The organism is Defluviimonas sp. D31, assembly GCF_033436765.1.
Taxonomy (GTDB): Bacteria; Pseudomonadota; Alphaproteobacteria; order Rhodobacterales; family Rhodobacteraceae; genus Albidovulum.
In genome coordinates this window covers 378,879-405,600 of the sequence record NZ_JAWQFN010000002.1, presented here as the reverse complement: position 1 = coordinate 405,600, position 26,722 = coordinate 378,879, and the positions used below count along the sequence as shown (strand labels likewise).

Sequence of the window (26,722 nt, the reverse complement as noted above, 5' to 3'; positions counted from 1 at the left end):
CCCGGCTCTTCTTCGGTCACAGAAAAGACCTAGGGCCCCTGTCCGCGCCGGTCCTTGATAAAGGTCAATACCAGCGATGGCGAGGGTACAATTTGCCGCCCCCCACCCTCTTTTTCGCCATTACCGACGTGATTGTGGACAAGCGGCCTCCCGCTGCTACGCTTCGCGCCGAACAATGGTGGAGACCGCGCGATGAGCCTGGAGACCGTACTGGAAAAGATCGACGCAACCCTGCCCGAGGCGATGGAGCGGCTGTTCGAGCTCTTGCGCATCCCCTCGATCTCGACCGACCCTGCCTACCGGGCGGACTGCGCAAAGGCCGCGGACTGGCTGGCAAAGGACCTCGCCGGACTGGGATTCGCCGCGGCCGCCCGGCCCACGCCCGGTCATCCGATGGTTGTCGGGCATGCCGGCGACGGCGGCCGGCACCTTCTCTTTTATGGCCATTACGACGTCCAGCCGGTGGATCCCCTGAGCCTCTGGCACCGCGATCCCTTCGACCCGGCCATCGAGGACACGCCGAACGGCAAGGTGATCCGCGGCCGCGGATCGTCGGACGACAAGGGCCAGCTGATGACCTTCATCGAGGCATGCCGTGCCTGGAAAGCGGTGCACGGCACCCTGCCCGGCCGGCTCACGGTCTTCCTCGAGGGTGAGGAAGAATCGGGCTCGCCCTCGCTCATCCCCTTCATGCGGGAGAATGCCGCCGAGCTCACCGCGGACCTCGCGCTAATCTGCGATACCTCGATGGTCTCGCCCGGCATCCCCTCGATCGCCTCGCAGCTGCGCGGCATGCTCAAGGACGAGTTCACGATCCAAGGGCCGCGCATCGACCTGCATTCGGGCCATTACGGCGGCCCCGGCCTCAATCCGCTGCGCGAATTGGCGCGCATCGTCGCCTCGTTCCACGACCCCGAGACCGGACGCGTCGCCGTCGACGGGTTCTACGAGGGTGTGCACGAGGTGCCGGCGGACCTCCTGAAACAGTGGGAGAACTGCGGCTTCGACGAGAAGGAGTACCTCAATTCCGTCGGTTACACCGTGCCGCACGGCGAAAAGGGCCATTCTACGCTGGTCCAGCAATGGGCGCGTCCGACGCTGGAGATCAACGGCATGTGGGGCGGCTACCAGGGCGCCGGTTCGAAAACCGTGATCCCGGCGGAGGCGCATTGCAAGCTGACCTGCCGGCTCGTCGGCGACATGGACCCCGACAAGCTGCGCGAGCGTGTTCGCGCCCATGTCGAGGCGCGGCTCTCAACAGATGCGCGCGTGACCTGGGACAATGACCTCGAAGGCTCCCCTGCAGCGGTGATGAACACCACCCGGCCGGAATTCGAAGCCGCGCGCCGGGCGCTCTCGGACGAATGGAACCGCGAGGCGGTCTTCGTCGGCATGGGCGGCTCAATACCGATCGCGGGCTTCTTCAAGGAGGTGCTGGGCATGGATGCGATGCTCGTGGGCTTCGCCAATGACGACGACGCGATCCACTCGCCGAACGAGAAATACGACGTGAAGAGCTTCCACAAGGGCATCCGCTCCTGGGCCAGGATACTCGCGGCGCTGGACTGATGGGCGGCTTCACCGACGGCTTCGCCGAGGCGAACGGGCAGAGAATCGCCTTCTCGCTCGGCGGCTCCGGTCCGCCCCTGCTTTTACTGCACGGCTTTCCGCAAACCCGCGCGCTCTGGTGGCGCGTGGCGCCCGTGCTTGCCGACCGTTTCACGGTGGTTACGGCCGACCTGCGCGGCTATGGCGGCTCTTCCAAGCCGGAAGGCGCCGAGCACTACACGTTTCGCGAGATGGGCAACGACATGTTTGGCCTGATGTCGGGTCTCGGCTTCGACCGCTTCCACCTCGCCGGTCATGATCGCGGCGCCCGCACCGGCTACCGCATGGCGCTTGACGACGAGGCGCGCCTCATGAGCCTGACCCTGATGGACATCGTTTCCACCGACCATCTGCTCGACCCGCTTCACCGGAATGTCGCCACGGCCTACTACCACTGGTTCTTCCTCGCCCAGCCGAAGCCCTTTCCCGAGACGCTGATCCTCGCCGACCCGGATTACTTCTTCGAATCCTGCCTTCTGGGCTGGGGCGGCGCCAGGCTCTCGGACTTCGCCGTTGACCAACTGGCCGCCTATCGAGAAGCCTGGCGCGACCCAGACACCGTTGGCGCGATGTGCGACGACTACCGGGCGACCCTGAAGCATGACTTCGCGATGGACAGGGACGAGGCGGGCCGGACGCTCACGCTTCCCGCCCATGTCCTTTACGGCGCCGACGGCGCGATGGCGCGGGCCTATGACGTGCCGGCCACCTGGCGCGGCAGGCTGTGCGAGATGGACGCCCGCGCCCTGCCCGGCGGCCATTTCTTCATAGACACCGCTCCCGAAGCGACCGCCGAGGCACTGCTCGGCCTTCTGTCCTGAAGAGAGGCGCCATGCGCAGCACGACATACGAGGTCCGTGACGCTTCGCCCGGCGACGAATCCGAATGGCGCGGGCTCTGGCAACGCTATCTCGACGGCTACGGTGTGGAGCTGGCGCCCGAAGTGACGGACTTCACCTGGGCGCGGCTGCTCGATCCGTCTTCCCCCCTGACCGCCCGGCTCGCGATCAACCGGGGTCGCGTCGCCGGATTCGCGATTCACCAGCATCACCCGTCGACCTGGGTGATGGGCGACGACTGCTATCTGGAGGACCTGTTCGTGGCTGAGTCCGAGCGTGAACGGGGCGTAGCGACGCTGTTGATCAACGACCTGATCGGGCTGGCCCAGGCACGAGGATGGAGGCGGCTCTACTGGCAGACGGACGCCGCCAATACCAGGGCGCGGTCCCTGTACGACCGGTTCGTTCAAAGCGACGGTCACATCCGCTACCGGATCCAGCTCTGATTTCCGCTGGCGTCAGCCCGCGCGCGCCTTTTGCGCCAGCTTGGCGATCAGAATCGCCCATGGGGCGCCATGTAGCACCAGATCGAAGACATCGACCGGCCGGACGAGCGTGCCCGCCGCAAGCATCTTCAGCTTCTCCCAAAGATGCGGCTCGGGAACGAAGGGGGCGAGTCCCAGCGTCAATGCGGCAAGCACGGCGACGGACATCGGGATGCGATCCAGGATTTTCACGTTTCCCCCGGCGTGATCGACGTTGAACTGTCCTGACGGCGAAGGCCCGCACTGGGGCGAAATGGCGCGGTTGACGGGGCTCGAACCCGCGACCCCCGGCGTGACAGGCCGGTACTCTAACCGACTGAGCTACAACCGCGCATTGGGGCGCTCTCGGGCGATCCGGGTGGTGGCGCGGTTGACGGGGCTCGAACCCGCGACCCCCGGCGTGACAGGCCGGTACTCTAACCGACTGAGCTACAACCGCGTGTCCACCCGCCCGGATCGCCGCCCGAGCGTGGGATGCGTAATAGGCATCTCCCGCCCCCCCGTCAAGCAGCCCCGTTGCGATTTCGGACACGATTTTTCGATCTGGGTCATGCGCGCGGGGAAAGCAGGAATGGTGGGTCGTGAGAGGCTCGAACTCCCGACATCTTCGGTGTAAACGAAGCGCTCTACCAACTGAGCTAACGACCCGCCGCGCCCGGATTTAGCGCCTGTGGCGGCGCGGGGCAAGCCCCGCGTCAGACAGGCGCCGAGCAAAACGCGATCAGGTGGAAGACCACACGCCGCTGTCGCGCCCGCGCCGTGTAAAATACGAATCGGGATGCCCTGTACAGGCCCCGGCGCCTCGGTCCCCTGCCCGGTTGTGCCCCATCCGCGCAGGTCAGGTCCGCATAGCCCCCCTGAGACCGATTCCGACGAGTCCGGCATTGATCAGCAGATAGGGCGAGGTGGCGCCGAAGGTCACGCTCACGGCCTTCGCCCAGTCGGCGAGGTGATGGACCGGCTCGAAGGCGATGAAGAGCCCGGCCAGAAGCGGCAAGACCGAGGCGAGCCAGGTCAGGGACATCGGCTTTACGTATTTGCGCAAGGGAATCATGGGCCGGACCTCCGAAGGCAGTTGAATGCCGCAGGATCACACCACGGCGCGGTTCAGACCTGATGAAGGGTCCGCGCGCCGCCAGGTCACATTGATTGGGATGGTGGGTGATGAGGGATTTGAACTCTAACAATTTCGATTATTTTCAATATCTTACAAGACATTTTGTAACCGTGTAACCAGCCTAGAAATGGGCCTAATGACGTGACGTCAAGAAACGCGGGTCTGCATGTGGCGGTGGTGTCTGAGGCGCTCGACGGAATCATGACAGTTGCCGGCAACGAGTGGTTGCGGTAGCCCATCTGCAAAAAGGCGAGAATCCACCTTGAGCACATACTTATCTGTTTTGGCCGTCCTTTTGCCGACTGGATTGCTTCTGATTGTCCTTAGCGAATTGCAAAAACGCAGTCGGCATCAATCAGGCCGCGAAGCGGTTTCCGCGCTGGTGAAGAACGCAGAACGACTTGGCTTTGTCATGGATCATGCCGACTACTTGGAGCCAGGCGAATTAAGTGACTTCTCGCTCAGACGAGAGGCGTCAGGATTAGTGCACACTCTCTACATTCAACAGTCGAATGACAAAGTGGTGGTGCGACTAATGACGTTGAACGATCAGGACCAGATGAAGCGACAGTATGTCAGTGCCACCGATCTTGGCGAGCTGCAACGTGTCCTAGAAAGCGAATAGCCCGCCGGCGAGACCGGCGGGCACGTTGTTCAGAAGCGATCAAGCCTACGCGGCGCTCGCTACCATCTCACGAAGGATCGTCACGGCAAGGTTCTCGGCCCGCAGATTGCCGATCTGCGTTGACTTTTTGCGGCCATCAAAATGCACATGCACCATGCCGTCACGCTCTTCGTATGCACCGCAGGTCGTGCCCTTGGTGGGGTGCTGAATGCAGATGCGCTTTCTCATGCCGCATCCTCCATTTTGGGCGCGAACCGCCGGAATTCCGCCAGTATCTCTTCCAAATCGCGCACGCAGCCCGTGATCTGTGCGATGATCTCTTCAAGCTGCCACTCCGGATCATCCGAGGCAGGCAGTTCCACGGTGAGGTTGATAGATTGGTCATTGAGCACGGCGTCGCAGAAATCGAAAACATCCTCGGGCCTGCTGACGTGACCGCTCGGGAACCTGCGCTCGGTCTCAAGGAACCGCTCAAAAAGCTGGGACTTCGTGAGCGTTGTCGTTTCAGCACTAGAGGTGCTATCGTTACTGGGTGTATTCATCGCGAAATCTCCTTGTTTGCGATTGAGTTCACGTTGGCGGGGCGGTCATCTAGGTGACCAAACTTCGAATGACCGTCCTGCCGCTCTTCCCGGCGCTATGCGCCAGTCACCCTCCATTGCTGGAAGGACCACCTGATCTGCTTTGAAAGCTGATCCTGTAGCTTGTTGAGCCGCACGATCTCTTGAAGCGCGGCCTTCCGTTCGTCGGGGTCCGACAAGTCGGACTCTTCGATCTTCGCTATCTGTTTGCTGATCTCCCTATCCTTGAATTTGTTGATGATCCCCGCGAGCGTGGCGGCGGCGTCGATCAGACAGCCCACGACGACTTCCGCGCGCGCCAGTGAGTTCTCGGCGCCGGGGAATGGATTATCAACTCCGTCGATCGCATGAGGCAACGCATGGTCGGTGGGTCCGCTGTCGTCGTCAAACCGAGGCGCTTCGATGCCCGCCAAAGCGAGATAGAGTTCGAAGTCACTATAGTTGGCGTCGTCCTTCGCCCATTCGAAGAAGGGGCTTTTGAACACGTCCGCGCTCGCTTCGGGTTTTTTGAGGTCATCAAGCCTCTTGGCCTTCTGACGTTCGCGATACCTGCGCTGGTATTCGGCACTTCGGTTTGGTGCGTCTGACATTGGGAGCGACCTTTCCTATCAATAACGTCGTATCTAACGTAGTTTTCGTTAGATTGCAAGATCAATCGCGATCAGAATGACAGCTCTCGGGCCAAACGTTCGCGATCTCGCCGAGAAGTTCGATCACGCGCGAACGGGGATCGAAGCTGCCGGCGACGTTCAGCAGCTCGTCAACGAGGCCGAAGTAGGTGACGTCCGGCAGGTAGGTTTCGGGTGGCGTAGTCATGTCTGCTCCACAGGTTTCTAGTGCGCGGAGACTCGCACAACCGAGATTCGCTTCGCAAGAGGAAACAAAGATAACTTATTGATTTTAATAAGTAAGTCAGCGACTACTTACCTCTGGAGAGCAAGGTTCCCCCGCACCAGGAGGAAGAAGGCCGGTGCGGGGGCGGTGGTCAGGCGCCGAATGCCACGACGGCGCCTGGATCAGCTATAGCAACCGCTCGACGAGGTTGCGGACATTCTGCGGTCAGACGAAAACTCTTTCGCAATGCGCTTGATCGCCGTGTTGTTGAACGTCAGGCGGTCGCCCCGGATCGCCTCATCGGTGTCGCGCTCAGCCTTCATAAGGTAGTCAGCCCAACCGTCCGCGTCCGAGATTGGCTTGAGGTCGATCTGGCGCGCCTTTGCGCGGCCTTGCCACTCACCGGCCGCGCGACGCAGAGCGCCCTTGATGGCGTCCAGGGACTCGTCACCGGGGATGATGACGCCGTGTAGGTGGAGTTTGCGGCTCGTCCGGCAGATCTCGACCTTAAGCGCGTAAGGCAGCCCGGACAGACCGTCCTTCTTCAGCTCGCGGTTGATGTAGTGGGTGATGCGGCGCAGCGGCTCGTCGTTATCGAATAGCGCCCCCTCGCGGCCGATAGAGAGGTTCAGGGACAGAGCGAGGCCGTCCATCGCGCCGGCCGTCCTGACCGCCTGCCTGAAGCGCTGCGCCTCGGTCATGTCCTTCCAGCGGAGAGGCTGGGGTGATGGAGTGGCGGATGGGACGCGGTGCCGCGCGGCCGCCTGCCTACGTGAAGGGTCCTTCTTAGCGGTGCGGTCAGAGAGGCGTGCCGGGGGCGTCTTGGTAGGGGTGGTGAGATGGATCTGGTGGGGTTGTGGGGGCGTTACTGCACAAGGCACTGCCGATGAGACGTCAACGCGCTGAAAAGACGTAGGAAAAACGCTGTTCTCACGAGTGAACGCTGTCGCAGAATGGCCGGCTTCCTGAGCGTCAAGCCCTCCGATGAGGTCAAGCTCCTCCTCGGTCAGTATGCGGTGATAGCCGAGCGTAGGAAATGGCCGCACGATTCCGTCGGCGTCACGAATGCCTTCCATCGTCCATGACGATGCGTTATACTGTAACATGTATCTTCCTTGAGACCACAAGGCCGGGCGTTCGCGCGCCCGGCCTTACCCTATATAGCGCTACACCTTCGAGGCTCGCGCCAAATTTTCAGCAAGTTCTGCGGCTATCGATGGAGCCAGGGTTTTCTCGGCGCCGGACTTCTTATCGAAGAGCTTGAGCGACGTGCCGCGCCGGGTCAGGTCAAGATCGGGAACCGGCACGAACGGATTGTCCTTGGACGGCGTGAGCAACGCACGAATGCTCTTCGAGAGGCGGTCGGCTGCCTCCTTGGTCAAGATTGTGTGCTCCTCGTCTAAGTTGAGAGTGACGGTGTTGGTCTTGGGTTCCGGCCGAACCTCAAGGCCGGGCAGATCGCAGGCGAGGTTTCCCTTCGCGATCTGCTCATTGATGAACATCCCGATGCAATCGGCGATGGTCATGTCTAGATTCTTTGAGAGGATCCGCAGCTGTTCCACGCGCTCGGAGGGGAGTTTGATAATGCTTGCCATAACAGCCTTTTCTATAGTGATATTACTGGTTATACCACTAAAGGTGAGCCAACTCAAGCAACAACTAGATGGCGCGTGGCGAGTCACTCGACGCAACTGAACCTAGAGTTGTTTTCGGTCTTTACTCGTTCGTCAGTTCAGCACATTGTCGGCGCGAGATGATCAAGGGTGCGACTGATGAAGTTTTCGTTATCTACATACATAAAACTGTGCCTCTTAGATACCGGGAGGCAAATATCAGAGATTCAAAAAAAGCTAAGCTCGACGGGAGGGTTTGATTTTTACTGGACTCTTTCGAAGGCAATTGCAGCGTATATCGATGGTAAGAGCGATGACGAGATTAATGATATTCTCCTCTCCTCCTCGAGTCCCAGTCAACAAACCTACAACACGGCCGCCTATGAAAACTTTATAAAGCGATTCGGCAAAAAAAAGAATATGTCTATTCTTAATAAAAAAAAGACAAACACATTCTTTACTGGCGGAATTGCCATTGTATTTGATCCACTTTTTTCCATCGAAGACTCGAGCGGAATTCATGTTTATTCAATTTGGGCAAATCAAAAGCCAGAGCTAACTCAGAAATATGGAGCGGTTGCCTGTTACTTGCAAAGGGAGGCCTATAAGAATAGCGCGCTTGCAAATTCGAAATTTTATTTTGCAGATTTGGCGGCAGGACGCATTTACTCAGAAAGTCAAATTACCAACTCAACAAGTATAATTGCTAAAACAGATCTCAAGAAAATTAATAACATGGTGTCTGATCTTGAGTAACGCAGCGACCAGAAAGACTATAGTTTTTGGCAACGGTTTGGGGATGGCATTACATCCTCCCGCCTATGACTTGACCTTGGTTCTTGCGGCGGTTTGGGAATCTGAAACACTACTTTCGCCTACCATAAAGAAACTTATATCGGGTTGCATTCCAAGTGAGCGCCCCAATGGTCCGTCAAAAGAAAATGACCTTAGCGTATTGCAGCGGGCGGTTGCGGCGTGTGACGTGTTGAACGGTATCAAGTTAGCTGATGAGAAGCACTGGCTGTCCCCAGACGGACAGCAATTTCCTGGTGCGATAAAGAAATATCTCTATGCTGTTGCATGTGAGATATTTGATGCAAGGGATGAACGAGGAGAGCCAGTCGTATTACCTGGGGCATTTTCAGAAAAATTTGCAGCCTTCATTAAACAATCCAAATCACATGTTGCGACCCTCAATTATGATGGACTCTTGTATAACTCACTCCAAAATTCTGGACTTATGGGTGGCGAGCAGTCGTTACTGCTTGATGGCTTTAAGAAGCGTAGATTTAGCCGAAACAATTTGTTTCGCAAAAAAACGGCAGAATTTTCGTGGTATCTTCACCTTCACGGGTCGCCAATATTTTGCGATGACGTTAAAGGGAACCCTGTCAAGATTCAGAGAAAGAAAGTTGAAGGCCGGATTCTGTCGGAGAGTCCACATCTTGTGTTGACAAGTGTTGAGCACAAGCCGGAAGTTATAACGGCATCACCGTTATTAAATGTGTATTGGGAATTTCTTGATCGCGCGATAAAGGAGTCGGACGAAGTGGTATTGTTCGGATACTCTGGCGACGATAGCCATCTAAACGATCTGGTGTCAAACTATGCTCATGGTAAATCAATTCGCGTGGTGGAATGGATTGGGTCAGGTCGACATGATCTTCGAGAAAAGTTCTGGAAGCAGCATATAAGCTCAAACGTATCAATTGAGCACCTCGAAGATATTCTAGAATTCGAAGATTGGTGATGTCGCCGGCGGTTATTTTTTGAGCAGATTCCCCGGTCGCATCTGCCGGCGCAGCTCGTCCACCACGACGCCGCGCATCGTGCCTTCGATCTCGCGCGCCATCCGCCGCGCCAGATCTGCGTTCTGCTCCGGTGTGCCGGCCGAGCCGTTGACGGTGATGGGTGCGGAGATGGTCACGTTCTGATCCCCATGCCTGGCGCGCGTAGAGGGCGCCAGAGAGGGCATGGTGAGGCTCGGCAAGGGGGTGACAAGGCCACCGTCGGCATAGCCCTGTAGGGCCGCCGCATGGAGTCCTGCAAGGCTACCGACGCCGAGCCTCTGCACAACCTCCTTGGGCATCACATACTCGCCGGCATGGACGACACCGGCGACTTGATGCTTGCGGCCCGCCCCGGTGTAGCCACCGTTCGAGAAGCCGATGATCTTGCCCAGGAAGTCGGTCACGCCGTCACCCATACTGCCGCCGAGAACCATCTCGAAGAGCTTGCTCGCGGCCATCTCGGCCAGCCGGTCGAGGATCTGGCCGAGCGCGTCGTGGAAACTGTGCGCCCCGGTGATCAAGCCGGTGAACGCGCCATCGAATGCCGTCTTCACGTCGTCCTGCGCGGCCCTGAGCCGGTCCTGTGCGCCCTCGGCTTCCGCAGTCGCCTCGGTCGCCATGCCGTAGCCGCGTGCCAGTGCTTCGATCTCGGCGCGCAGCTCGGGCGTGATCTGCTTTCCCTCGCGCTGTGCCGCGTTCAACAGCTCGGCCTCCTTGCGCGCGATGGCGACGGCGAGACTGTAGTCATCGCCGGCTGCCGCAGCCGCCACCATCGCGAGTGCTTCGGCCTGAAGTGCCGCCGTCTCGTCCTTGATCGACGCCACAGCACGGGCGAAGTCGTCGACGCTTCGGGACGATCCGCCTTTACCTCCGCCCGCCGCTCCGCTGCCGGTGCCCGTGCCGGATGCCGGCGGTGTCCAGGTGCGGTTCGACGGTCTCCAGGTGGCCTCGGTGCGATCCTGAAGGACGCCGATGATCTGGTTCTCCTCGTCGTCCAGCTCGCGCATCCGCTGGTTCATCTGCGCGACCACGCGGTTCTTGCTCCGCTCGGGCAGGTTGCCGGAACGCGCGTCCGTCAGGCGCTGGTTCGTCTCGACCTTCTCGCGGATGATCTCGTTCACGCGGTTCTGAAGCGACTCGTTGCGCTGGTTCTCGAAGGACCGGAAGCCGTCGAGGAAGTCGGCGAGACTGTCGGCCGCGCTCACGATGGCCGATTTCAGGGTCATCCCCACCGTGTTGCTGATCTCGTTGAAGCGCCGATTGATCTCGTCGGCCTTCCCGATCAGGTCGTCGCTCATGACGAGACCAAGCTCGTTCGCCCGGTCGATGGTGCGGCGCAGGCCGTCTTCGCCCTGATCGATCAGTTCGACGAAGCGCTCGCCGGCGGTGCCGCCGAATATCTCGTCGGCGATCCGGATCTGCGCGGCGCGGTCCAGTTCACCCAGGCGCCCGACGATCTCGAGCATGAGGGCGGACGGATCCGCGAGCTTGGTCTTCAACTCCTCGGCGCTGTAGCCGAGACGGGCGAATGCCTCAGCGGCGCTGCCCTTGCCGGTGATGACGAATTCGTCGGCGCGAAGGTTCAGCTCCTTCAGGCCGTCGATCAGCTCGTCAACGCCGATCCGGTTCTGCCGAGCGACATGCGCCCATTCCTGAAACACCTTCGTCGAGACGCCGGCACGTTTCGCCTGGTCGCCGATCTCAGCAATGCCGAGCGCAACCTCGTTCACCTTCCTGGCCGTCTCGACCAGTCCGGCGACGGTCGCGCCTCCGATGAGGCCGACGAGCCCGCCGCCCCTCAGCGCCCCCAACTTGCGAAAGCTCGCGGTGATGCCGTCGCCGGCCTTGCCATAGGTATCGCGCAACTTGTCGGCCGATTGCTTCGCCCGGCGCTCCATCTGATCGGAGGCGCGGCGCTGCGCGGCGTTCGCCCTCGCGAGCGACTTTTCGAGCTTATCCACGCGGGCTTCGACATCGATGACAAGACCGGGGAGTGCGGAGTTCATGGGCTACCTCAGAATGTAAAAAGCCCGTCCGCTTCGGGCGCGTTATAGGCGGAGAGTTGGGTTTCGGCGGCACAGGCGCGCGACACGGCCATCGCGGCGGCCACGGCGCCGTCAATGCGATCGGTTTTCTTGCCCTTGTGCATTCGGACAAGGCCGGTGTCGTTCCGGCTCGCCACGACGCTGTCGAAGTGATGGCGAAGAACCGGGTGGCCGTCGTGGCGGATCATCCTGCCGTTGACGGTCCTTTCCAGATCTCCGATGGCCGGCCCCATCGTGAGCGGTCCCTGGCGCATTTCGACGGTCGGGATCCCGTCATCGAAGAGCCGCTGCATCGTGACGCGCGCGAGATGGGGGTCGAAGGCAACCTCCTGCACGTCGAACCGGGCGCAGAGTTCGCGGATCTGGTCTTCGACGGCTTCGGGGTTGATCACCGGACCTTCGACGATCTCGATATGCCTTTCATCACGCCAGCGCTCATACGGAACACCGTCACGCTCGCCGCGCGCCTTGAGGTCGTCGCCGGGAAGGAAGAACCACGGGAAGATCGTGATCTGCCCGTCCGGGTGCCGCCAGGCGGTGACGATGGCGGTCAGGTCGCCGTTCACCGACATATCGACGCCGATCCAGCACGGCAGCTCTTCGAGGTCGGCGAGGTCGATGTCGAAGCACCGGGCGTCATAGGTTGCCATCTCGAAGAGCGGATCGCGGCTGTGCGCCTGCCAGACGTTCAGGTTGAACTGCAGGAAGGCATAGCGATCTGACGGCCGGTGCTCGGCCTCCTTCGCGAGCGTCCGCAGGCCGTCGAGGCTAGGGAAGCCGTGGCGAAGGCCGGGATTAACGCGGTGCCACAGATCCTCGTCCTGCCAGTCGTCGTTAGCGCCTGCCTCAAAGATGATCGGCAGGAAGGCCGGGTTGTCGATCTCGCCGAGTGCCACGCGCCGGGCGTAGTCGTATTGTTCTGCGCCCAGGTTCTCGGTGCCGCGCCCGGCGGTCGTCGCGATCACGGTCAGGCTGTCGTCGATCTTCGACGTGCCGCTCTTCAGCGCTTCCCAGAGGTCGCGGCCCTTCCAGACGTGGATCTCGTCGATCAGGGTGAAGCTCGGCGTCTTGCCGTGCTGCGCGCCGCCATCGCTTGAGACGGCGGTTAGCGTCACGTCGTCGACCTTGAAGACGATCTTCTTGGCCGAGTTGTGGGCGTCATAGATCCGTGTCGCCGCGATCAGCCGCTTGTCCATCCGCACGATGTTCGCGGCCTCGCGAAAGCCGATCCCGGCTTGTTCGCGGTCACTGGCGGCAAAGATCACCTGGCCGGCCGGAACACGTTCCGGGCCGATGGTGTGCAGCAGCGCCAGCGCAGCCGCGAGCGACGTCTTGCGGTTGCCGCGCGGGATCAGGAGGAACACGTTCTTCACGATCCGGCGACCGTCCGGATGACGCGGCCCGTAGATGCGGCGAACGATCCGTTCCTGCCAGTCATAGAGTTGGAAGGCGCGCTTAGGCGCCGACGAGTTCGGGTGCTTCAGCATCCGCAGGAACCGCACAGCACGGTCACCGTATCCGAACGGGTCGGGAATGGCGCTGCCGTCGAAGATCCACGACGGGTAAGTGCTCGCGGCCATCACGTCACCGCCAGCGGGTTGTCATCGTCATCGTCGGCGGCACCGCTCGCCACACGGGCGCGCGAAGTCGGCGAAAGGCCGTATTCGGCGGCGAGCTGGCGCGCGGTCTGCATGGCGCGGTTCAGCATCCCGAAGAGCACCTTGTCGGGCGGACCACCCGCCTGCCGGCGCATCGCTTCGATCTCGCGGACATAGCCGCGCGCGATACAGAGGTCTTCGATCCCGCCCAGATCGGCCCTCGTGATGATCCGATCTTCGATCAGGCGAGGCAGGATCCGCCGCCACTCCTCGCGCGCATGGGTGCTCAGGTGCTTCGGCACCGGCGGAACCTTGGTCAGCGGTTCGCGATCAGGCGCCAGAGCCGGCTTGATGCCGCGCAGGTGGGTCATCGCCTCGCCGCGCGCAGCTCAAGGCCGCGCCTGCGGCCGATCTCGGCAATCTCCTGAAGGCCGTAGGCGCTGCCGGCATAGATGACACGATCCGCCAGAGTCATGCCCGGCAGGTAGCGGATGCGGAAGATCACCGAAGTTGTTTCGCCTTCGCCGAAGCCGGTCAGGGCTTCGGTCTCCGACTGTTGCACCAACTCGGCGCGCACCGCGGCGATCTCGGTCCAGGTGGTCGACACGGCGCCAGAGGCCGCGACGTTCTCGGTCAGGCGTTCGATGGAAATGAAGCGGTCGAGTGTGCCGGCGCGCATGTCAGACGCTCCACCGGACTACGGCTTCGAGTTGAGCGACGCCGTGACAATGGGTGCGTTCCGGCTGGGGGTCGCGGATCCAGATCGTGCTCGGCATCGCGTGTTCATCGATGGCGAAGCCGGTGGTGGCCGGTGCGTCGGCAAGCGCATTGCAGACGGCGAAGCCGATGGCCTTCGCGGTGTCGGCCCCGTCCTCAATCGCCCAGATATGAACCGTGAGAGACACGCGCGCGAGGAACTGCGATCCCGACGCACGGCCAAGGAATTCGGTCTGCCCGTCGCCCAGGATGATGCAGGGCAACTTGTCCGGCCGCGTAGAGCCGGCCCGGATATGGTCGACCGGGACAAGGGCGGACACGTCCGGCGAGGCGATCAGCGCCGCGCGAACTGCGGTCTGGTAAGCAAGGCTCGGTTCGATCATGCCTTGCCTCCGAGACGGCGGACCGCCTGCCCGATGGCGCGCGTGATCCGGCGCGTGACGCGCGCACGGGCGAGCCTAAAGGCCGGCCGCATGAAGGGCTTCGCCTCGGTGCTGACGGTGCCGAATTCGACCATGTGGCCATACCGCACGTCCGGGTTGCCCACGGTGATCAGCACCTGGTTCGCGCCAGCGGTTCGCTTGCCGCCGCCCGCCGCATAGGCCGGCGTCGTCTCGCCGGGGCCGGTGACGGCGATGGAGTCGATCAGCGCGCCGGTGTCGCGGGAGCCTTCCGCGAGGGCGCGCATCCCGTCCGCGATCTCTTCGCCGCTCTTGATCAGCACCGGACGAAGGTCGTCCAGGATCTCCGCCGGGATCTCCCTGAGGCGCTTCTGAAGCGCGAGCGACTGGTTACTGAGCGACATGGCCAGTCACCGCTTCACGGTAGGGGCGCAGAAGATCATGAACACTGAAGGGGATCGGCGCGACCGACACGCCGATGGCCACCGCCTCGCGCTGCTCATACCAGAGCGCGGCGAGCTGCAGGATCGCTTCCGTTACCGGCGCGGGAAGACCGCCGCCGAGATAGGTCGGTTCAATCGTGCACGTCACCCATGTCTCGGCCGCCGCGAGCTTGTGCTCGAGCAAGGCGTCGTCCAGGTCGTGATCGACGTTCAGGTGCGATTTCAGAAGAGCGAGCGGGGTCGCGGTGATCATTGGCAGGCGTCCTTGGTCGGAAAAGTTATATTCGGTCTCTCTTGTGCGGTTGTCCCCGCGCCGGTCCCCTTGGTTAACGAAAAGTCAACAACTACCCCCCTATGCTCCATCTCGACTTCCGCAGGGGAAGCGGAGATGGTGCGCGGTGAGGCAGACAGAGAACGGAAAGAAATATGTCGTGGGGATTTGAGAAGGGTCGAACCTACAACCGTCGCGCGGATATACACGCGCGCTTTAAGGGCCAGCAGCAGGGCGGGATCATCACGCCGGCCGAGCACAACCTGGTCATTATCGTCACCGGCGAGAAGGGTGAGGCGCACGGGTATTCCGATCGCCGAAGGTCCGACGGTGTGTTCGAATACTTCGGCGAGGGGCAGCGCGGCGACATGCAAATGCGGGCAGGTAACAAGGCGATCCGGGAACACGCTGAGAACGGTAAGGACTTGTTGCTGTTCGCACAGACCAAAGAAGGCTACAGGTTCGACGGCCAGTTTGTTTATGAGGGCCACCACATTGAGCGCGCGCCAGATACCGAAGGGAACATGCGCGACGCGATCGTCTTCGAGCTGCGGCCACTGGAATCTGTGATTGAGACAGTGGAAGCAGAAGCAATCCCGACGATCGAAGGTTCTCTCGCTGCGCTTCGGGAAAGAGCCCTGGCCGCGTCGCGGGCCGAACCGGCGCGAGGTGAGCGTGCCGCCAATGTGTTTGAGCGTAGCAGGGTGATACGGAGCTACGTCTTCGCCCGCGCGAAGGGCAAGTGCGAGGACTGCGGACACGGAGCACCCTTTGTCACTGCGAAGGGTGAGCCGTTCTTGGAAGCCCACCACATTCGCCGGCTGACCGATGGAGGCCCTGACGATCCGCGGTTCATGATCGCTCTTTGCCCGAACTGCCACCGCCGGGCACATTTCGGGCGAGATGCCGAAGTCCGAAATCAGGAGATGCTTGCCTACGTTCACCTGATAGAGGGCAACGATCGGCCGTAGAATAGCCGTCATTTCTGCCTCCGTTTACGGGGTCTTCCCGGCGCAGCACTCACGCTCAGTAGTTCTTCAGGAGGCGGCGCTTTCCTGATCGCCGCACTCAGCCGTTCCCGCGCAGCGTCGGGGTCGATGCCAGCGAAGGCACATACAATATCGAAATCCCGGCTCGGCTTGGTCAGGAAGTCGCGCGCGGCCTTCGTTTCGATGATCCGCATCGGCTTCTTGAGATTACCCTGACGCACACCGAAGAGTGCATCTCTGATTGTCAGCAGAAGGACTTCGCGCCAGAGGTTCGCGCAGGCATAAGGGTTCATGGCTGACCCTCGCGTTCCTGGCGCTGCTTGGTGCTGTTGTGGTGGTGCTCGCAGAGCGATTGCCAGTTCGTCGGATCCCAGAAGAGCCGGGCGTTGCCACGGTGCGGGATGACGTGATCGACCACGGTGGCCGGTGCTTCACACATGGCGCAGCACGGGTGCTGGGCGAGGAAGTCGGCCCGTGCCTTCTCCCAGCGCCGGTCATAGCCCCGTTGCCGCGCAGAGGGCCGGCGCGCGTCGTGCCGGGCATTCCGGGCGCGGCGGCTGGCCACCTGGCAGGCGCAGAGCGTGCCGTGGGGCACGACCTTTCCGCAGGTGCAGAGATGGGGCGGACGGCGCGTCGTGCTCGTCATCGGGGTCGGCCCTCGGTTATCTTGGCCTTGAGGGCACGCAGCCCCTCGCGGTCGAATTCGGGGTCGAGACCGGCCGCGAGGTTCCGATCACGTTTCTCTTGAGTGCGGTCATCACGGTCTTCGTCAGCCGCGCCATGAATAGCCTTTAGCTTCGCCAAGAGGCCGTCGAAGGCCTCGGTTATCTCGTCGGGTGTCGCATTCCACGCGGTCTCGGGCGGCCATTGCAGCCAGCCCGTCGCGATGCGGTAAAGCTCGCGGTAGACCTCGGCCCAGGGCATCGGCTTGGCCGGAACAGGTGCGGTTTCGTCCGCCTTGCGCGGCGTCGGAATGAGCGCCTGGCAGAAGGCGGCGAGCGGTGCCTGAGCGCTCTGGTAGAAACCCTTGAGCGGCGCATTTTCCACCGTGGCGCGGAGGGAGCGGACCTGCCCGTGGTCGGTTGCGGCGACTTCGATCACGGCGGTGATCGTTGTCATGTTGAAATCGCGCAATTGCCGGAAGAGACCGGCAAACCCGTCGTGCAGCCGTTCAAGGGTTATGGCTGCCCGCAGCGTCGGTCGAAGTCGCACGGTGCCACCGTTGTATGATAGCACGATCCCGTGGGCTGCGGGCAGGGTCATTACACGGCCACCTTCAGCTTCACGAAGCGATCCGGGTGCGTCAGATCGGCGCCGACGCGCTTCCGGGCGTGGAAGCGAACCTGGCCCTTGGTCGCGAGCGTGAACGGGTCGCGCAAAGTGGAGAGGCCGACGCGATCCACGATCCGGTAACCTGACATATCGCCGAAGAGGATCGGATTGGTGCCGGCCGAGATGTCGTCCATGTCGGGCATCTCGACGATGGGGCGGCCGAGAAGCGTGGACGGGGCGCCGTTGCTGATTGGATCGAGAACCAGATAGCGGCCGTTGCCGTCCTTCCACTGGCGGATCGTGCCGAGCGTGTTGCGATTCATCATCCAGACGCCGGACTGCGCGTAGGTCGTGGCGATGGTGTGAAACATGCCGATCAGCACGTCGGCCGGGTTCGCCGGGAAGTCATCGGCCACGCCGGTCGTCACTTCGGTGATGCCGGTGGCGGTCATGATGCCGGTCGGCTGGCCGGTGCCGGTGCCCTTCACGAAGGCCAGCCCCTCGGTCTTGCCGAAGGATTCCGCGTAGTCGGACAGAAGCTCCGCTTCGAGTCCGTAGGCGTTGTCTTCGAGGAGCGCGTTCGACACGTCGGTGAACGTCGCCAGCTCGTGCGGCGTGAGCGTGATCTGTTCGAAGGTCATGCCGCTCTCGGAGCGGTCGGCGATCTCCGAGACCCAGGTCGCCGACGTGCCGGTGACGCGGCGCGGATACTTGATCTCGGGGGCGCTGATCTGCACGACGCGCGCATAGCTGCGGATCGGCGAATACTCGTTCAGGAGCTTGATCAGCTCGTTGCCGAATTCCTCGGGCGCCAGGTAGCCGCCGCTGGCGTCGGTCGAGACGGTCAGCGCCTTGATCTCTTCCGGGCTGATCCGCTCCACGCCGCGCCGCAGATAGGCTTCATAGGCCTTGCGTTCGGCACCGTCGCCCTCGGGGCCGGTGACAGTGACGCCGAAGCGGTTGCCCTTGGCTTCGATCTTGTCGAGCCGGGCCTTGATCTCGTCGAAGGCTTTCGTGTCGATCTCCGGCGCGTTCGCGACCGGGGTCTTGGGGTCTTCACTCATGGTTCTTTCCTGTGTTGAGGTTGCCGTGTCATCAGCGGCCTTGATTGACGTGATCTGCGCGCCCGGATGACACGGGACGGCGACAACAGAGATTTCGTGGAGGTCGAGCGCGGTGATCGTGCGGCCGCGCTGGCGGGGCTTCGCCGACTTGGTGACGAAGCCGATCGAGAGGCCGGTCACGGCTTTCTCGCGGATCATCGCCCGAACCTCGCGGGCGCGGGAAACGTCGTCGATCAGGAGCCGGCCCTTCACGGTCAGGCCGTCGTCGGTCTCGGCGATCTGGTCCCAGACGCCGATGACCTGGCCCTGATCATGGGCGAAGAGCATCGGCAGCGAAGCGGGCGCGGTGATGGCGCCCTTTTCGATTACGTCGCCGACGCGATCCGGCGAACCAAACGGCCATGCTATGCCGGTGATCGTGCCGGCGTCGTCGACGGCGAGCGCGGCCTTCAGCTCCAGGTGCTCGGTCATGCCGTCACCTCGGATCCCGCCGGTGTGCCGTTCCAACGGGCGTCGAGAATGTCGAGCGCGAGCGGGAAGGTCTCGGCGATGGGGCGACGGCGGGCGTAGGTGTGCGTCAGCCGCTGCGCCTCTTCCGGGGTCGCACCGCCGCCGATCAGGCCGAGCCGGATGACTTCGACGATATCGGCGATGGCGAACTGCATCGCGACGGCGCGGAGGTAGAGCGCGCCGATCCCGACGCCGGTCAGACGCTCAAGCTCGCGGATCATCTCGTCGGTAAGGGCGAACGTGCGCTCGCGGTCGCCGAAGAAGGCAGTGTGGGAGATCATTCCGGGGTGTCCTCGGGTTGCGCGGCGGGGGCGCCGGTCGTGGTGTAGGGGTTCTGCAGGGTGCTGCCCTCCGGGTGCGGCGGCAGGTTGAGACCGCTCCGCACCTCGTTCGCCGTCATGGCGCCCATGCTGCGATACTGGCCATAGGCGGTCGCACGTGCGGCGGCGTTGGTGGTCAGGAGGTCGTCGGTGACGAATTCGACGTAGAGCTCGCGGCGCTCGTCGGACGTTAGAAGGACGTGGGCATAGGCCCAGGACCACGCCGCGAGCCACGGCTTGAGCGTCACCGTGTAGAACTGGCGCGCCATTTCCTCAGTGTTCGACCAGGTGCCGCGCGTGAGTTCGAAGAGCATCGTCGGCGGGACGCGGAAGACGCGCGCGATCTCGCGGATCTGTTCAAGGCGATTCTCGGCGAACTGACTGTCGGCGAGCGTCATGGAGAGTTGCTGATAGTCCATCCCCTCGTCGAGAATGGCGGTGCCGCCGGCGTTCCGGCCGGAATGGGTGTTGAACCAGCTCGCCGCGAGCTTCTTCTTCGCGTCGACGTCGAGCACCTTGCCGGACTTGATGATGCCGGACGGGCGGCCGCCATTGGCGAAGAGGCTCGTCATATAGGTCTCGAAGCAGAGCGCGAGGGCGATTGCCTCGCGGCCGAGCGTGATCGGCGAGACGCCACCGAAGGCTTCGATGTGCAGGATCTCGGTATGCGAGAAGCGGACCTGACCGCGCTCGCCCTGCACCAAGAAGAACGGCTCGCCGTCCGGTTCGGCGCGCTGTTGCACCTTGGACGGGTCGAGCCGGTGCAGTTCGAACGGCGTGCCGTCGCCGACGCGGACAACCTGAGCGTAGCCGTGGCCGTGGGTCAGGGCGTCAAGGGTGAGCTGGGTGCGGAGCTGCGCGGCAGAGGTCCATTCGTTCGCTTCGTCATGGATTAGGCGATAGGCGGGATGGATCCGGGCGGCGGCCTTGGTCTCGTGCTCGAAGAGCTTGGCAGGTAGGGCGCCGATGGTTTCTGAGATAAGCGAGACGGCACAGGCCACGGCAGGAACGCGCATGGCGGTGCCCGGCCCGATCTGAAGGCTGGTCGCGGAGGGGATCACGCCGAAGAGCGCGAGAGTTTCGGGGGCGGTCAGGGTGAAGGTCTTGCGCTCGTTCTTGAATCCGAGAGCGCCCTTCACCCTGTCCTTGAAGGTGTCGAAGGCCATGAGGTCCAAACCAGTTCGGGATGGTTTGGATTTTGCTTCACAAACTGTTAATAGTCCTATCCGCGTGGGGTTCGATTTCGACACCAGTTCTGTCGTGCGAAGGTTTTGAGTTAGTTCCGCCTCTCAATTACATGGGGCCCGCGATGTATTGCTTAAGACAGCCATCGTTCTTGCTCGCCGCAATCGTTTCGCTTCTGCCACTCGGATCAGGGGGCGATTTATATGCGCATTCAGGAGGGCTGAATGCGAGCGGATGTCATGGCGGAAGCCAGCCATACCATTGTCATCGGGAGCCTTCGGAGATGGTTCGAACGCAGGATGGCCGTAACCGGCTGCGGTGCGACCTCGGCAGCCGTTCTCGGGAGTGCACTGGGGTTCGATCGACGCAGCCGGCCGTGCGAGTCCTGAACCTGCAAATTCAGCTACAGCGCCACTGCTCTGGCCTGTCGGCCAATTTTGCAGATGGAATCAACGGTCCCGCCACCAAACGAGCCTTGATTAGGTTTCAGCGAGCCTACGGTCTTATACCCGACGGGATATTTGGGCCGGCGACTGCGCAGGCGCTAGCAAGTAGTCCCAATGGGCGCTGCTAAAGGTCGGTGCTTAGTAACCGCTTGGGACGGCAACTGATCAATGGCCCTCATCTTGGCCGTAACCGTCACGTCGCCGTAGTCATCACCGGCCGTCCGGCCAGCGTGCCCCTGTATGGCGTCGATCACGCGCGAGTCGATCCCTAGCTCGCTCGCCTTCGTCTTGAGGCGGTGCCGCCAGGCGTGGTTCGGCTGATCGATGTCGTCGGGGATCGCCCCACTCTTCCGCAGCCAATCGGCGATCTGGTTTGATATCCGCATCGCTTTCATCGCATAATCCTTGGGATCGGTGCCGCCGTGGAACAGGGGGCCGGGCTTCGCAGCCTTCACGAAGTCAATGAAGCCCTCTTCAATGATCTGACGGTGCAGAGGAACGTCGCGATAGCCCCCTGCCTTCACGGTGCCGGCGTCGGGGGTGATACGGATGATCCACCGATCCCCCTCCTGGCGAACGTCCTCTTTCCGGAGCTGAGTGATCTCGCTGATCCGCGCGCCGGTGAATGCGCAGAGGATCGGCGCCCATCGTTTCGCCGCGACGAGATGCGCCTTCTCGCGGACGTAGCCCCACTGATCCGCATTCGGTTCGTAGGACCGTGAGAGCCGCAGGACGGCCAGCGCCTCTTCGTCGGTGAACCCCTTCTCGCGGCCCTTCACCTTGCGCGGTTTCGGCTGCCGGACCGTCGCAGCCGGGTTCTCAGGAAGACGTTCATTCTCGACTGACCACGAGAACAAGGAACGCGCGGTCGACAGGTAGATATCGTTCACCGTCTTCGCGCTGAGCGTCGTCATGAGGTGATCGCGCCATGCCAGTAGGTCTTTCTTCGTCACCCGCCGCGCGTCGTCGTGTTTCAGGAAGGTGCGCAAGCTCTTGATGACCGGAGCCTGGCGACTGCCGCCGTCCTTCATGAAGCCGGCTTGGGTGCGGCTTTTAACGTAGTCATCCCAGAGCTTCTTAAGACTGACCGGCTCCCGTGGCTCCTCCGGGGGCCGTGCATTGGCAAGTATGGGCGCCTTGGGCTGCCCGGTGAAATCGCCCTCGTCGCGCTCAGTGACCCGCTCAAGGGCCTCCAGCTCAGCGCTACACAGAGCACGGGCGATGACGCGCCATTCGTCGGAGCCGGGTTCCGCAGAGAGGTTGCCGGCGGCGCGGAACCGCTCAACCTGATCGCCGACCAGATCTGCCAGCTCTTCGTCGCTCAGTGTTCCGGCGATGGCCCGGCGCAGCCGCGCCACCAATAGGTCATCAACAGGAATGCTCGCATAGGGCGCATAGTTGCGAAGCTCGTCGTCGAACGCGAGGCGCTGCATGTAGTGACTGAGCGCGATCTGGTCCGGCGCGAGCTGGTAGCGAGCGGGGCGCGACGTGGAACTCGTCGACACGATCTGGCGCTCTGCGAGTGCGATCTGGTGCTGAAGCTGCACCACGGCGCTAGGTAGCATGCGTATCGCCTGCCGGTAGTCGCCACCGAGCGGCCGCCGCAGCTCAGTCTTGCCGATCACCGAGCGCAGCTCTTTCGGGACCACGATGCGAGCGTGATAGCGCCCGGACCGATTCACCAAATGCCTGACCTTGCCTGCCATGATCCGCCTACCGTTTGTAACCAAAACTGTAACCACGAAATGGCAGAAACCCCTGCGCTGCAAGGGTTTTCTTTCATATCAAAGAGATAGGATGGTGGGTGATGAGGGATTTGAACCCCCGACATCTTCGATGTGAACGAAGCGCTCTACCACTGAGCTAATCACCCGTCCGGCCGGGTTCCTAAACGCATTCGCCGACCTTCGCAAGGGGTCTTCCCACCTCGCAGCTCCCGGAAAAAACCGGGGCCCGCCGCGAACAACGCGGCGGGCCCCGTCTGCCCCCATACGAGCCTCGGTTCAGTGCGCCGTGGCGCCCGAGCCCTCGCCCTTGTCGGAGAGCGCGGCCTTCGCGGCGGCCTCCTCGGCCTCCGCGTCCCAGACGATCGGTTCCGGGGTGCGGACCAGCGCCTGGCGAAGGACCTCGCGGACATGGGATACCGGGATGATCTCGAGGCCGGCCTTCACGTTGTCCGGTATCTCCGGCAGGTCCTTGGCGTTTTCCTCGGGAATCAACACCGTCTTGATGCCGCCGCGGAGCGCGGCGAGAAGCTTCTCTTTCAGCCCGCCGATCGCCAGCACGTTGCCCCTGAGCGTAACCTCACCGGTCATCGCGATGTCCTTGCGGACCGGAATCTGGGTCAGCACCGAAACGATCGAGGTTACCATCGCCACGCCGGCCGAGGGGCCGTCCTTCGGGGTCGCGCCTTCTGGGACGTGGACGTGGATGTCGATCTTTTCGAACAGAGGCGGCTTCACGCCGATCTCGGGGCTGATCGCACGCACGAACGAGGACGCCGCGTCGATCGATTCCTTCATCACCTCGCCGAGCTTGCCGGTGGTCTTCATCCGGCCCTTGCCCGGGAGCTTCAGCGCCTCGATCGACAGGAGGTCACCCCCGACCGACGTCCAGGCCAGACCCGTCACGACGCCGATCTGGTCCTCCTTCTCGGCCAGCCCGTAGCGGAACCGCTTCACGCCGAGGAAGTCCTCGAGGTTCTCTGGCGTCACCTCGACCTTGTCCGCATCTTTCTTGACGATCTTCGTCAAGGCCTTGCGGGTGAGTTTCGAGATCTCTCGTTCGAGGTTCCGCACCCCCGCCTCGCGGGTATAGGTGCGGATCATCTCCTGCAACGCGCCATCGGTCAGCTTGAACTCGGTCTTCTTCAGCCCGTGGTTCTTCACCTGCTTCGGGATCAGGTGCTGCTTGGCGATCTCGCGCTTCTCGTCCTCGGTGTAGCCCGCGAGCGGGATGATCTCCATCCGGTCCAGAAGCGGCGACGGCATGTTGTAGCTGTTCGCCGTGGTCAGGAACATCACGTTCGAAAGGTCGTATTCGACCTCGAGGTAGTGATCCATGAAGGTGTTGTTCTGTTCCGGATCGAGCACTTCGAGCATCGCCGAGGCCGGGTCGCCACGGAAATCCTGCCCCATCTTGTCGATTTCATCGAGCAGGATGAGCGGGTTCGTGGTCTTGGCCTTCTTCAGCGACTGGATGATCTTGCCCGGCATCGAGCCGATATAAGTCCGGCGGTGGCCGCGGATCTCGCTCTCGTCACGCACGCCGCCGAGCGAGATGCGGATGAACTCGCGCCCCGTCGCCTTCGCGACCGACTTGCCAAGCGAGGTCTTGCCGACGCCCGGAGGCCCGACAAGGCAGAGGATCGGTCCCTTCATCTTCTGGCTGCGCTGCTGCACGGCGAGATACTCGACGATCCGCTCCTTGACCTTCTCCAAGCCATAGTGATCGTTATCAAGGACTTCCTGGGCTTTCCTCAGGTCCTTCTTGACGCGGGACTTCACCCCCCAGGGCAGGCTGAGGAGCCAGTCGAGGTAGTTCCTGACCACGGTCGCCTCGGCCGACATCGGCGACATCGACTTGAGCTTCTTCAGCTCCGCCTCCGCCTTGTCCCGGGCCTCCTTGGAGAACTTCGTGTTCGCGATCTTCTCGGCCAGTTCGTTGATCTCGTTCTGGCCGTCCTCGCCGTCGCCGAGTTCCTTCTGAATGGCCTTCATCTGCTCATTCAGGTAGTACTCGCGCTGGGTGCGCTCCATCTGGCTCTTGACGCGGGACTTGATCTTCTTCTCGACCTGCAGGACCGACATCTCGCCCTGCATCAGCCCGTAGACCTTCTCCAGCCGCTCGGCCACGTCGAGCGTCTCCAGAAGCTCCTGCTTCTGGTTCACCTCGATGCCGAGATGGCCCGACACGAGGTCGGCGAGCCGCGCCGGCTCGCGCGCCTCGACCACGGCCGAGAGCGCCTCTTCGGGCACGTTCTTCTTGATCTTGGCGTAGCGCTCGAACTCCGCCGCGACCGAGCGCAAGAGCGCCTCGACCGAGGCCGAATCGCCCGGCAGCTCCGTCAGCGCCTCGGCGCTGGCCTCGAAGTAGGAGGGGTTCTCGATGAATTCGACGATCCGCACCCGGCTCTTGCCCTCGACGAGCACCTTCACGGTGCCGTCGGGCAGCTTGAGAAGCTGCAGCACGTTGGCGAGCACGCCCGCGCGGTAGATCCCGTCCGTGGTCGGATCGTCGATCGTCGGATCGATCTGCGAGGACAGCAGGATCTGCTTGTCCTCGCGCATCACCTCTTCCAGCGCCCGCACCGACTTCTCGCGCCCGACGAAGAGCGGCACGATCATGTGCGGAAACACCACGATGTCGCGCAGCGGCAGCACCGGGTAGCTGGAGGCAAGAATATCAGTCATGCGCTTTCCTTGTTCATGGCAGGAACGCTCCGGCCCCGGTCTTCGGCGGCCACCGGCATTCCCCGTTCAGCGCCTTATCTAAGTAGGCACACGAAGAGCTTCAACCGGACGCTCGTCCGGCATGACCGCACAATGCCCCGCCCTTACGGCAAGGGCAAGAACGCAAGATTGCCCATCCGCGGACTGCTGCCGGGTCGCGCCTCCCTTCGCGCCCGGAAGCCAGTTCCGAAGCCCGCCCTAGTGCGGCATCGGCGCGCGTGCCGAGCGTTCCGCCGGCATGCTCAGGACCGCATATCTTCGCCCGTCTCCGGGATTGCAGTAGGGCTCGCCGATCCGGTCCGCCTGCCAGCCGAGCTGCCTGAGGGCCCGCATAAGCGACACGGGCGAGAGCGACATCAACTCCTGCGCCCCGTGCCGCCGCGCCACGTCGGCCAGCCCCTCGACGATCAGCGACAGGCACCGCGCGCGGTCGGCCTGCGACCGCACCTCGTCCGACATCACCAGCCGGGTGCACTCCCAGACCCGGGGCGTGTCGATCTCAAGGCCCAGAACCTGGCTCGGAATGTCGGCGAGCTTTCCGGCCACCGCATCGCGCAGCATGTACGTGTGGCCGCCCCAGTGCGAGGTCGTGGGCATCGTCCGCGCCCCGCCCACGACGGCCCCGTCGCGCAGCACCAGCGAGTAATGCGCGAGCGGATTGTCGTACTGATCCATCTCGACAAGGTCGTTGTGCGGAATATCCCAGCCGAGCGTGTCCACGAAGAACTGCTTGCGCAGCTTCAGGTAGTCGTAGAACGCGGTGCCGTGACGATGCAGTTCCGACATGTCGAACGTGATGTTGTGCATGTTTTGCATGGTTTTGCCCCTCCTAATGGCGGGGAAATTAGGCACCACGAAACAAGGTTTATGAAACGTTATCGGAGAGCTGAAGAAAATTTTTCCCCCATAGGGAGAGCGCGCCGCGACTTGGGTTTTGGTAAAGTCCGTTTCACCGACACGAGACAGCTCCGAGACTTCAGATCAGCCCGTATCCGACCGCCACCGAGACCGCCTGGCTCGAGGTCTTGGCGTCCAGCTTCAACTTGGCGCTCTTCAGGCGCTGCTTGATCGCGCCCTCGGTCACGCCGAGCCGATTGGCGATCTCCTTCAGCAAGAGGCCGTCGCGCACCATCGACAGGGCTTCGAGCTCAGCCCGCGTGAGATTGTTCGGCGGCGCGGTCGCCTCGTGAAGGCGCAGGAGCTTGGACTGCAGGATCTCGATTTCCTCGTCCTCGTACTCGCGGTCGCTCCGCACGAAGGAACCGAAGCTGCGCTGGCCCTCCCGTCCCGACGGAGCACAAGCGATCGCGACGCCGTAACGCAACCCGTGCAGCGCGGCTTGAGCCAAAACGTTTCGGGGGTCTGGCAGCGGGATCTCGCTCCAGCGAGCGGCGCCGGAGTTCTCATAGGACCAGCGCACCACCGGGTCGTAAAGCATGTAGCCGCGCTGGGTGTAGAGAGCGACCCAAGCCTCCGGCAGCGCATTGTGCTCGGCCACGGGAAACGCGAAACCAACGC

33 protein-coding genes and 4 tRNA genes are annotated in these 26,722 nt (G+C 62.4%); 8 read left to right on the top strand and 29 right to left on the bottom strand.

The window, feature by feature from the left end:
• Positions 1 to 192: 192 nt before the first annotated feature.
• From R5H32_RS05780 to R5H32_RS05770, 3 genes are read left to right on the top strand one after another with little or no spacing between them, the layout of a single operon-like run.
• Complete coding sequence (locus R5H32_RS05780; RefSeq protein ID WP_318337725.1) at positions 193 to 1,569, top strand: M20/M25/M40 family metallo-hydrolase; 1,377 nt, start codon at positions 193 to 195, stop codon at positions 1,567 to 1,569.
• The gene (locus tag R5H32_RS05775) at positions 1,569 to 2,429 is read left to right on the top strand and encodes an alpha/beta hydrolase (protein WP_318337724.1); all 861 of its coding nucleotides are present in this window, start codon (positions 1,569 to 1,571) and stop codon (positions 2,427 to 2,429) included. The genes R5H32_RS05780 and R5H32_RS05775 overlap by 1 nt, the downstream gene beginning before the upstream one ends.
• Positions 2,430 to 2,440: 11 nt before the next feature.
• Positions 2,441 to 2,893 (top strand): GNAT family N-acetyltransferase, encoded by a 453-nt coding sequence (locus R5H32_RS05770; RefSeq protein ID WP_318337723.1) that lies wholly within the window; start codon positions 2,441 to 2,443, stop codon positions 2,891 to 2,893.
• Positions 2,894 to 2,905: 12 nt separating this feature from the next.
• Here the strand turns inward: R5H32_RS05770 and R5H32_RS05765 are convergent, their stop codons facing one another.
• From R5H32_RS05765 to R5H32_RS05745, 5 genes are all read right to left on the bottom strand, one after another.
• On the bottom strand, positions 2,906 to 3,124 hold the full coding sequence (locus R5H32_RS05765) for an RND transporter (protein WP_318337722.1): 219 nt from the start codon (positions 3,122 to 3,124) through the stop codon (positions 2,906 to 2,908).
• Positions 3,125 to 3,186: 62 nt separating this feature from the next.
• Positions 3,187 to 3,263 (bottom strand) — tRNA-Asp (locus tag R5H32_RS05760).
• Positions 3,264 to 3,294: 31 nt separating this feature from the next.
• Positions 3,295 to 3,371, bottom strand: a tRNA-Asp gene (locus tag R5H32_RS05755).
• A 133-nt stretch (positions 3,372 to 3,504) separates the two neighbouring features.
• Positions 3,505 to 3,580 (bottom strand) — tRNA-Val (locus R5H32_RS05750).
• 190 nt (positions 3,581 to 3,770) lie between these two features.
• Entirely contained in the window at positions 3,771 to 3,956 is a 186-nt protein-coding gene (locus R5H32_RS05745; RefSeq protein WP_318337721.1) for a hypothetical protein, read from the bottom strand.
• A 400-nt stretch (positions 3,957 to 4,356) separates the two neighbouring features.
• Here R5H32_RS05745 and R5H32_RS05740 point away from each other — a divergent pair, with 400 nt between their 5' ends.
• On the top strand, positions 4,357 to 4,674 hold the full coding sequence (locus tag R5H32_RS05740; protein WP_318337720.1) for a hypothetical protein: 318 nt from the start codon (positions 4,357 to 4,359) through the stop codon (positions 4,672 to 4,674).
• Positions 4,675 to 4,719: 45 nt separating this feature from the next.
• Here the strand turns inward: R5H32_RS05740 and R5H32_RS05735 are convergent, their stop codons facing one another.
• From R5H32_RS05735 to R5H32_RS05710, 6 genes are all read right to left on the bottom strand, one after another.
• On the bottom strand, positions 4,720 to 4,902 hold the full coding sequence (locus tag R5H32_RS05735; RefSeq protein ID WP_318337719.1) for a hypothetical protein: 183 nt from the start codon (positions 4,900 to 4,902) through the stop codon (positions 4,720 to 4,722).
• A complete protein-coding gene (locus R5H32_RS05730; protein WP_318337718.1) occupies positions 4,899 to 5,216 on the bottom strand; it encodes a hypothetical protein in 318 nt (105 codons plus the stop codon). Before R5H32_RS05730 ends, R5H32_RS05735 begins: the two co-directional genes overlap by 4 nt.
• Positions 5,217 to 5,311: 95 nt before the next feature.
• Complete coding sequence (locus tag R5H32_RS05725) at positions 5,312 to 5,845, bottom strand: hypothetical protein (protein WP_318337717.1); 534 nt, start codon at positions 5,843 to 5,845, stop codon at positions 5,312 to 5,314.
• 61 nt (positions 5,846 to 5,906) lie between these two features.
• Entirely contained in the window at positions 5,907 to 6,071 is a 165-nt protein-coding gene (locus R5H32_RS05720) for a hypothetical protein (protein WP_318337716.1), read from the bottom strand.
• 200 nt (positions 6,072 to 6,271) lie between these two features.
• Positions 6,272 to 6,790 (bottom strand): hypothetical protein, encoded by a 519-nt coding sequence (locus tag R5H32_RS05715; RefSeq protein ID WP_318337715.1) that lies wholly within the window; start codon positions 6,788 to 6,790, stop codon positions 6,272 to 6,274.
• A 465-nt stretch (positions 6,791 to 7,255) separates the two neighbouring features.
• A complete protein-coding gene (locus R5H32_RS05710; RefSeq protein WP_318337714.1) occupies positions 7,256 to 7,615 on the bottom strand; it encodes a hypothetical protein in 360 nt (119 codons plus the stop codon).
• Positions 7,616 to 7,861: 246 nt separating this feature from the next.
• Between R5H32_RS05710 and R5H32_RS05705 the strand changes: the two genes are divergently transcribed.
• On the top strand, positions 7,862 to 8,458 hold the full coding sequence (locus tag R5H32_RS05705; RefSeq protein WP_318337713.1) for a hypothetical protein: 597 nt from the start codon (positions 7,862 to 7,864) through the stop codon (positions 8,456 to 8,458).
• A complete protein-coding gene (locus tag R5H32_RS05700; RefSeq protein ID WP_318337712.1) occupies positions 8,451 to 9,452 on the top strand; it encodes a hypothetical protein in 1,002 nt (333 codons plus the stop codon). The genes R5H32_RS05705 and R5H32_RS05700 overlap by 8 nt, the downstream gene beginning before the upstream one ends.
• Positions 9,453 to 9,464: 12 nt before the next feature.
• Here the strand turns inward: R5H32_RS05700 and R5H32_RS05695 are convergent, their stop codons facing one another.
• The 7 genes from R5H32_RS05695 to R5H32_RS05665 are packed head-to-tail and all read right to left on the bottom strand — an operon-like array spanning position 9,465 to position 14,949.
• Positions 9,465 to 11,453, bottom strand: coding sequence for a hypothetical protein (locus R5H32_RS05695; RefSeq protein ID WP_318337711.1), 1,989 nt, complete (start codon positions 11,451 to 11,453; stop codon positions 9,465 to 9,467).
• Between the two features lie 53 nt (positions 11,454 to 11,506).
• Positions 11,507 to 13,117, bottom strand: coding sequence for a terminase large subunit (locus tag R5H32_RS05690; RefSeq protein WP_318337710.1), 1,611 nt, complete (start codon positions 13,115 to 13,117; stop codon positions 11,507 to 11,509).
• Positions 13,117 to 13,506, bottom strand: a complete 390-nt coding sequence (locus R5H32_RS05685) for a P27 family phage terminase small subunit (RefSeq protein ID WP_318337709.1) — start codon at positions 13,504 to 13,506, stop codon at positions 13,117 to 13,119. The genes R5H32_RS05690 and R5H32_RS05685 overlap by 1 nt, the downstream gene beginning before the upstream one ends.
• Positions 13,503 to 13,814: a head-tail adaptor protein gene (locus tag R5H32_RS05680; RefSeq protein WP_318337708.1), complete on the bottom strand. Its 312-nt coding sequence runs from the start codon at positions 13,812 to 13,814 to the stop codon at positions 13,503 to 13,505. The genes R5H32_RS05685 and R5H32_RS05680 overlap by 4 nt, the downstream gene beginning before the upstream one ends.
• Before the next feature lies 1 nt (position 13,815).
• Positions 13,816 to 14,235, bottom strand: a complete 420-nt coding sequence (locus R5H32_RS05675; RefSeq protein ID WP_318337707.1) for a DUF3168 domain-containing protein — start codon at positions 14,233 to 14,235, stop codon at positions 13,816 to 13,818.
• Positions 14,232 to 14,657, bottom strand: a complete 426-nt coding sequence (locus R5H32_RS05670; RefSeq protein ID WP_318337706.1) for an HK97-gp10 family putative phage morphogenesis protein — start codon at positions 14,655 to 14,657, stop codon at positions 14,232 to 14,234. Before R5H32_RS05670 ends, R5H32_RS05675 begins: the two co-directional genes overlap by 4 nt.
• The gene (locus R5H32_RS05665; RefSeq protein WP_318337705.1) at positions 14,644 to 14,949 is read right to left on the bottom strand and encodes a head-tail connector protein; all 306 of its coding nucleotides are present in this window, start codon (positions 14,947 to 14,949) and stop codon (positions 14,644 to 14,646) included. The genes R5H32_RS05670 and R5H32_RS05665 overlap by 14 nt, the downstream gene beginning before the upstream one ends.
• Positions 14,950 to 15,122: 173 nt before the next feature.
• On the opposite strand from R5H32_RS05665, the gene R5H32_RS05660 reads away from it, so the two are divergent.
• Positions 15,123 to 15,938 (top strand): HNH endonuclease, encoded by an 816-nt coding sequence (locus tag R5H32_RS05660; RefSeq protein WP_318337704.1) that lies wholly within the window; start codon positions 15,123 to 15,125, stop codon positions 15,936 to 15,938.
• An 8-nt stretch (positions 15,939 to 15,946) separates the two neighbouring features.
• On the opposite strand, the gene R5H32_RS05655 is transcribed toward R5H32_RS05660, so the two are convergent.
• The 6 genes from R5H32_RS05655 to R5H32_RS05630 are packed head-to-tail and all read right to left on the bottom strand — an operon-like array spanning position 15,947 to position 20,288.
• Entirely contained in the window at positions 15,947 to 16,249 is a 303-nt protein-coding gene (locus R5H32_RS05655; protein ID WP_318337703.1) for a hypothetical protein, read from the bottom strand.
• On the bottom strand, positions 16,246 to 16,602 hold the full coding sequence (locus tag R5H32_RS05650; RefSeq protein WP_318337702.1) for an HNH endonuclease signature motif containing protein: 357 nt from the start codon (positions 16,600 to 16,602) through the stop codon (positions 16,246 to 16,248). Before R5H32_RS05650 ends, R5H32_RS05655 begins: the two co-directional genes overlap by 4 nt.
• The gene (locus tag R5H32_RS05645) at positions 16,599 to 17,219 is read right to left on the bottom strand and encodes a hypothetical protein (RefSeq protein ID WP_318337701.1); all 621 of its coding nucleotides are present in this window, start codon (positions 17,217 to 17,219) and stop codon (positions 16,599 to 16,601) included. The genes R5H32_RS05650 and R5H32_RS05645 overlap by 4 nt, the downstream gene beginning before the upstream one ends.
• On the bottom strand, positions 17,219 to 18,763 hold the full coding sequence (locus tag R5H32_RS05640; protein ID WP_318337700.1) for a phage major capsid protein: 1,545 nt from the start codon (positions 18,761 to 18,763) through the stop codon (positions 17,219 to 17,221). The genes R5H32_RS05645 and R5H32_RS05640 overlap by 1 nt, the downstream gene beginning before the upstream one ends.
• Positions 18,760 to 19,083 carry a gene transfer agent family protein gene (locus tag R5H32_RS05635; protein ID WP_318337699.1) on the bottom strand — a complete coding sequence of 108 codons (324 nt, stop codon included), beginning with the start codon at positions 19,081 to 19,083 and terminating at the stop codon, positions 18,760 to 18,762. The genes R5H32_RS05640 and R5H32_RS05635 overlap by 4 nt, the downstream gene beginning before the upstream one ends.
• Positions 19,080 to 20,288: a phage portal protein gene (locus R5H32_RS05630; protein WP_318337698.1), complete on the bottom strand. Its 1,209-nt coding sequence runs from the start codon at positions 20,286 to 20,288 to the stop codon at positions 19,080 to 19,082. Before R5H32_RS05630 ends, R5H32_RS05635 begins: the two co-directional genes overlap by 4 nt.
• A 20-nt stretch (positions 20,289 to 20,308) precedes the next feature.
• On the opposite strand from R5H32_RS05630, the gene R5H32_RS20970 reads away from it, so the two are divergent.
• Positions 20,309 to 20,881, top strand: coding sequence for a peptidoglycan-binding protein (locus tag R5H32_RS20970; protein WP_412098993.1), 573 nt, complete (start codon positions 20,309 to 20,311; stop codon positions 20,879 to 20,881).
• Here R5H32_RS20970 and R5H32_RS05625 read toward each other — a convergent pair.
• The 5 genes from R5H32_RS05625 to R5H32_RS05605 form a co-directional block, all read right to left on the bottom strand.
• The gene (locus tag R5H32_RS05625; RefSeq protein WP_318337697.1) at positions 20,852 to 22,459 is read right to left on the bottom strand and encodes a DUF6538 domain-containing protein; all 1,608 of its coding nucleotides are present in this window, start codon (positions 22,457 to 22,459) and stop codon (positions 20,852 to 20,854) included. The two genes, R5H32_RS20970 and R5H32_RS05625, sit on opposite strands and share 30 nt — an antisense overlap.
• Positions 22,460 to 22,551: 92 nt before the next feature.
• Positions 22,552 to 22,626, bottom strand: a tRNA-Val gene (locus R5H32_RS05620).
• 130 nt (positions 22,627 to 22,756) lie between these two features.
• On the bottom strand, positions 22,757 to 25,165 hold the full coding sequence (lon, locus tag R5H32_RS05615; protein WP_318337696.1) for an endopeptidase La: 2,409 nt from the start codon (positions 25,163 to 25,165) through the stop codon (positions 22,757 to 22,759).
• A gap of 237 nt (positions 25,166 to 25,402) precedes the next feature.
• Complete coding sequence (locus R5H32_RS05610; protein WP_318337695.1) at positions 25,403 to 26,011, bottom strand: acyl-homoserine-lactone synthase; 609 nt, start codon at positions 26,009 to 26,011, stop codon at positions 25,403 to 25,405.
• A 169-nt stretch (positions 26,012 to 26,180) separates the two neighbouring features.
• A complete protein-coding gene (locus R5H32_RS05605; protein ID WP_318337694.1) occupies positions 26,181 to 26,702 on the bottom strand; it encodes a helix-turn-helix transcriptional regulator in 522 nt (173 codons plus the stop codon).
• Positions 26,703 to 26,722 lie beyond the last annotated feature (20 nt).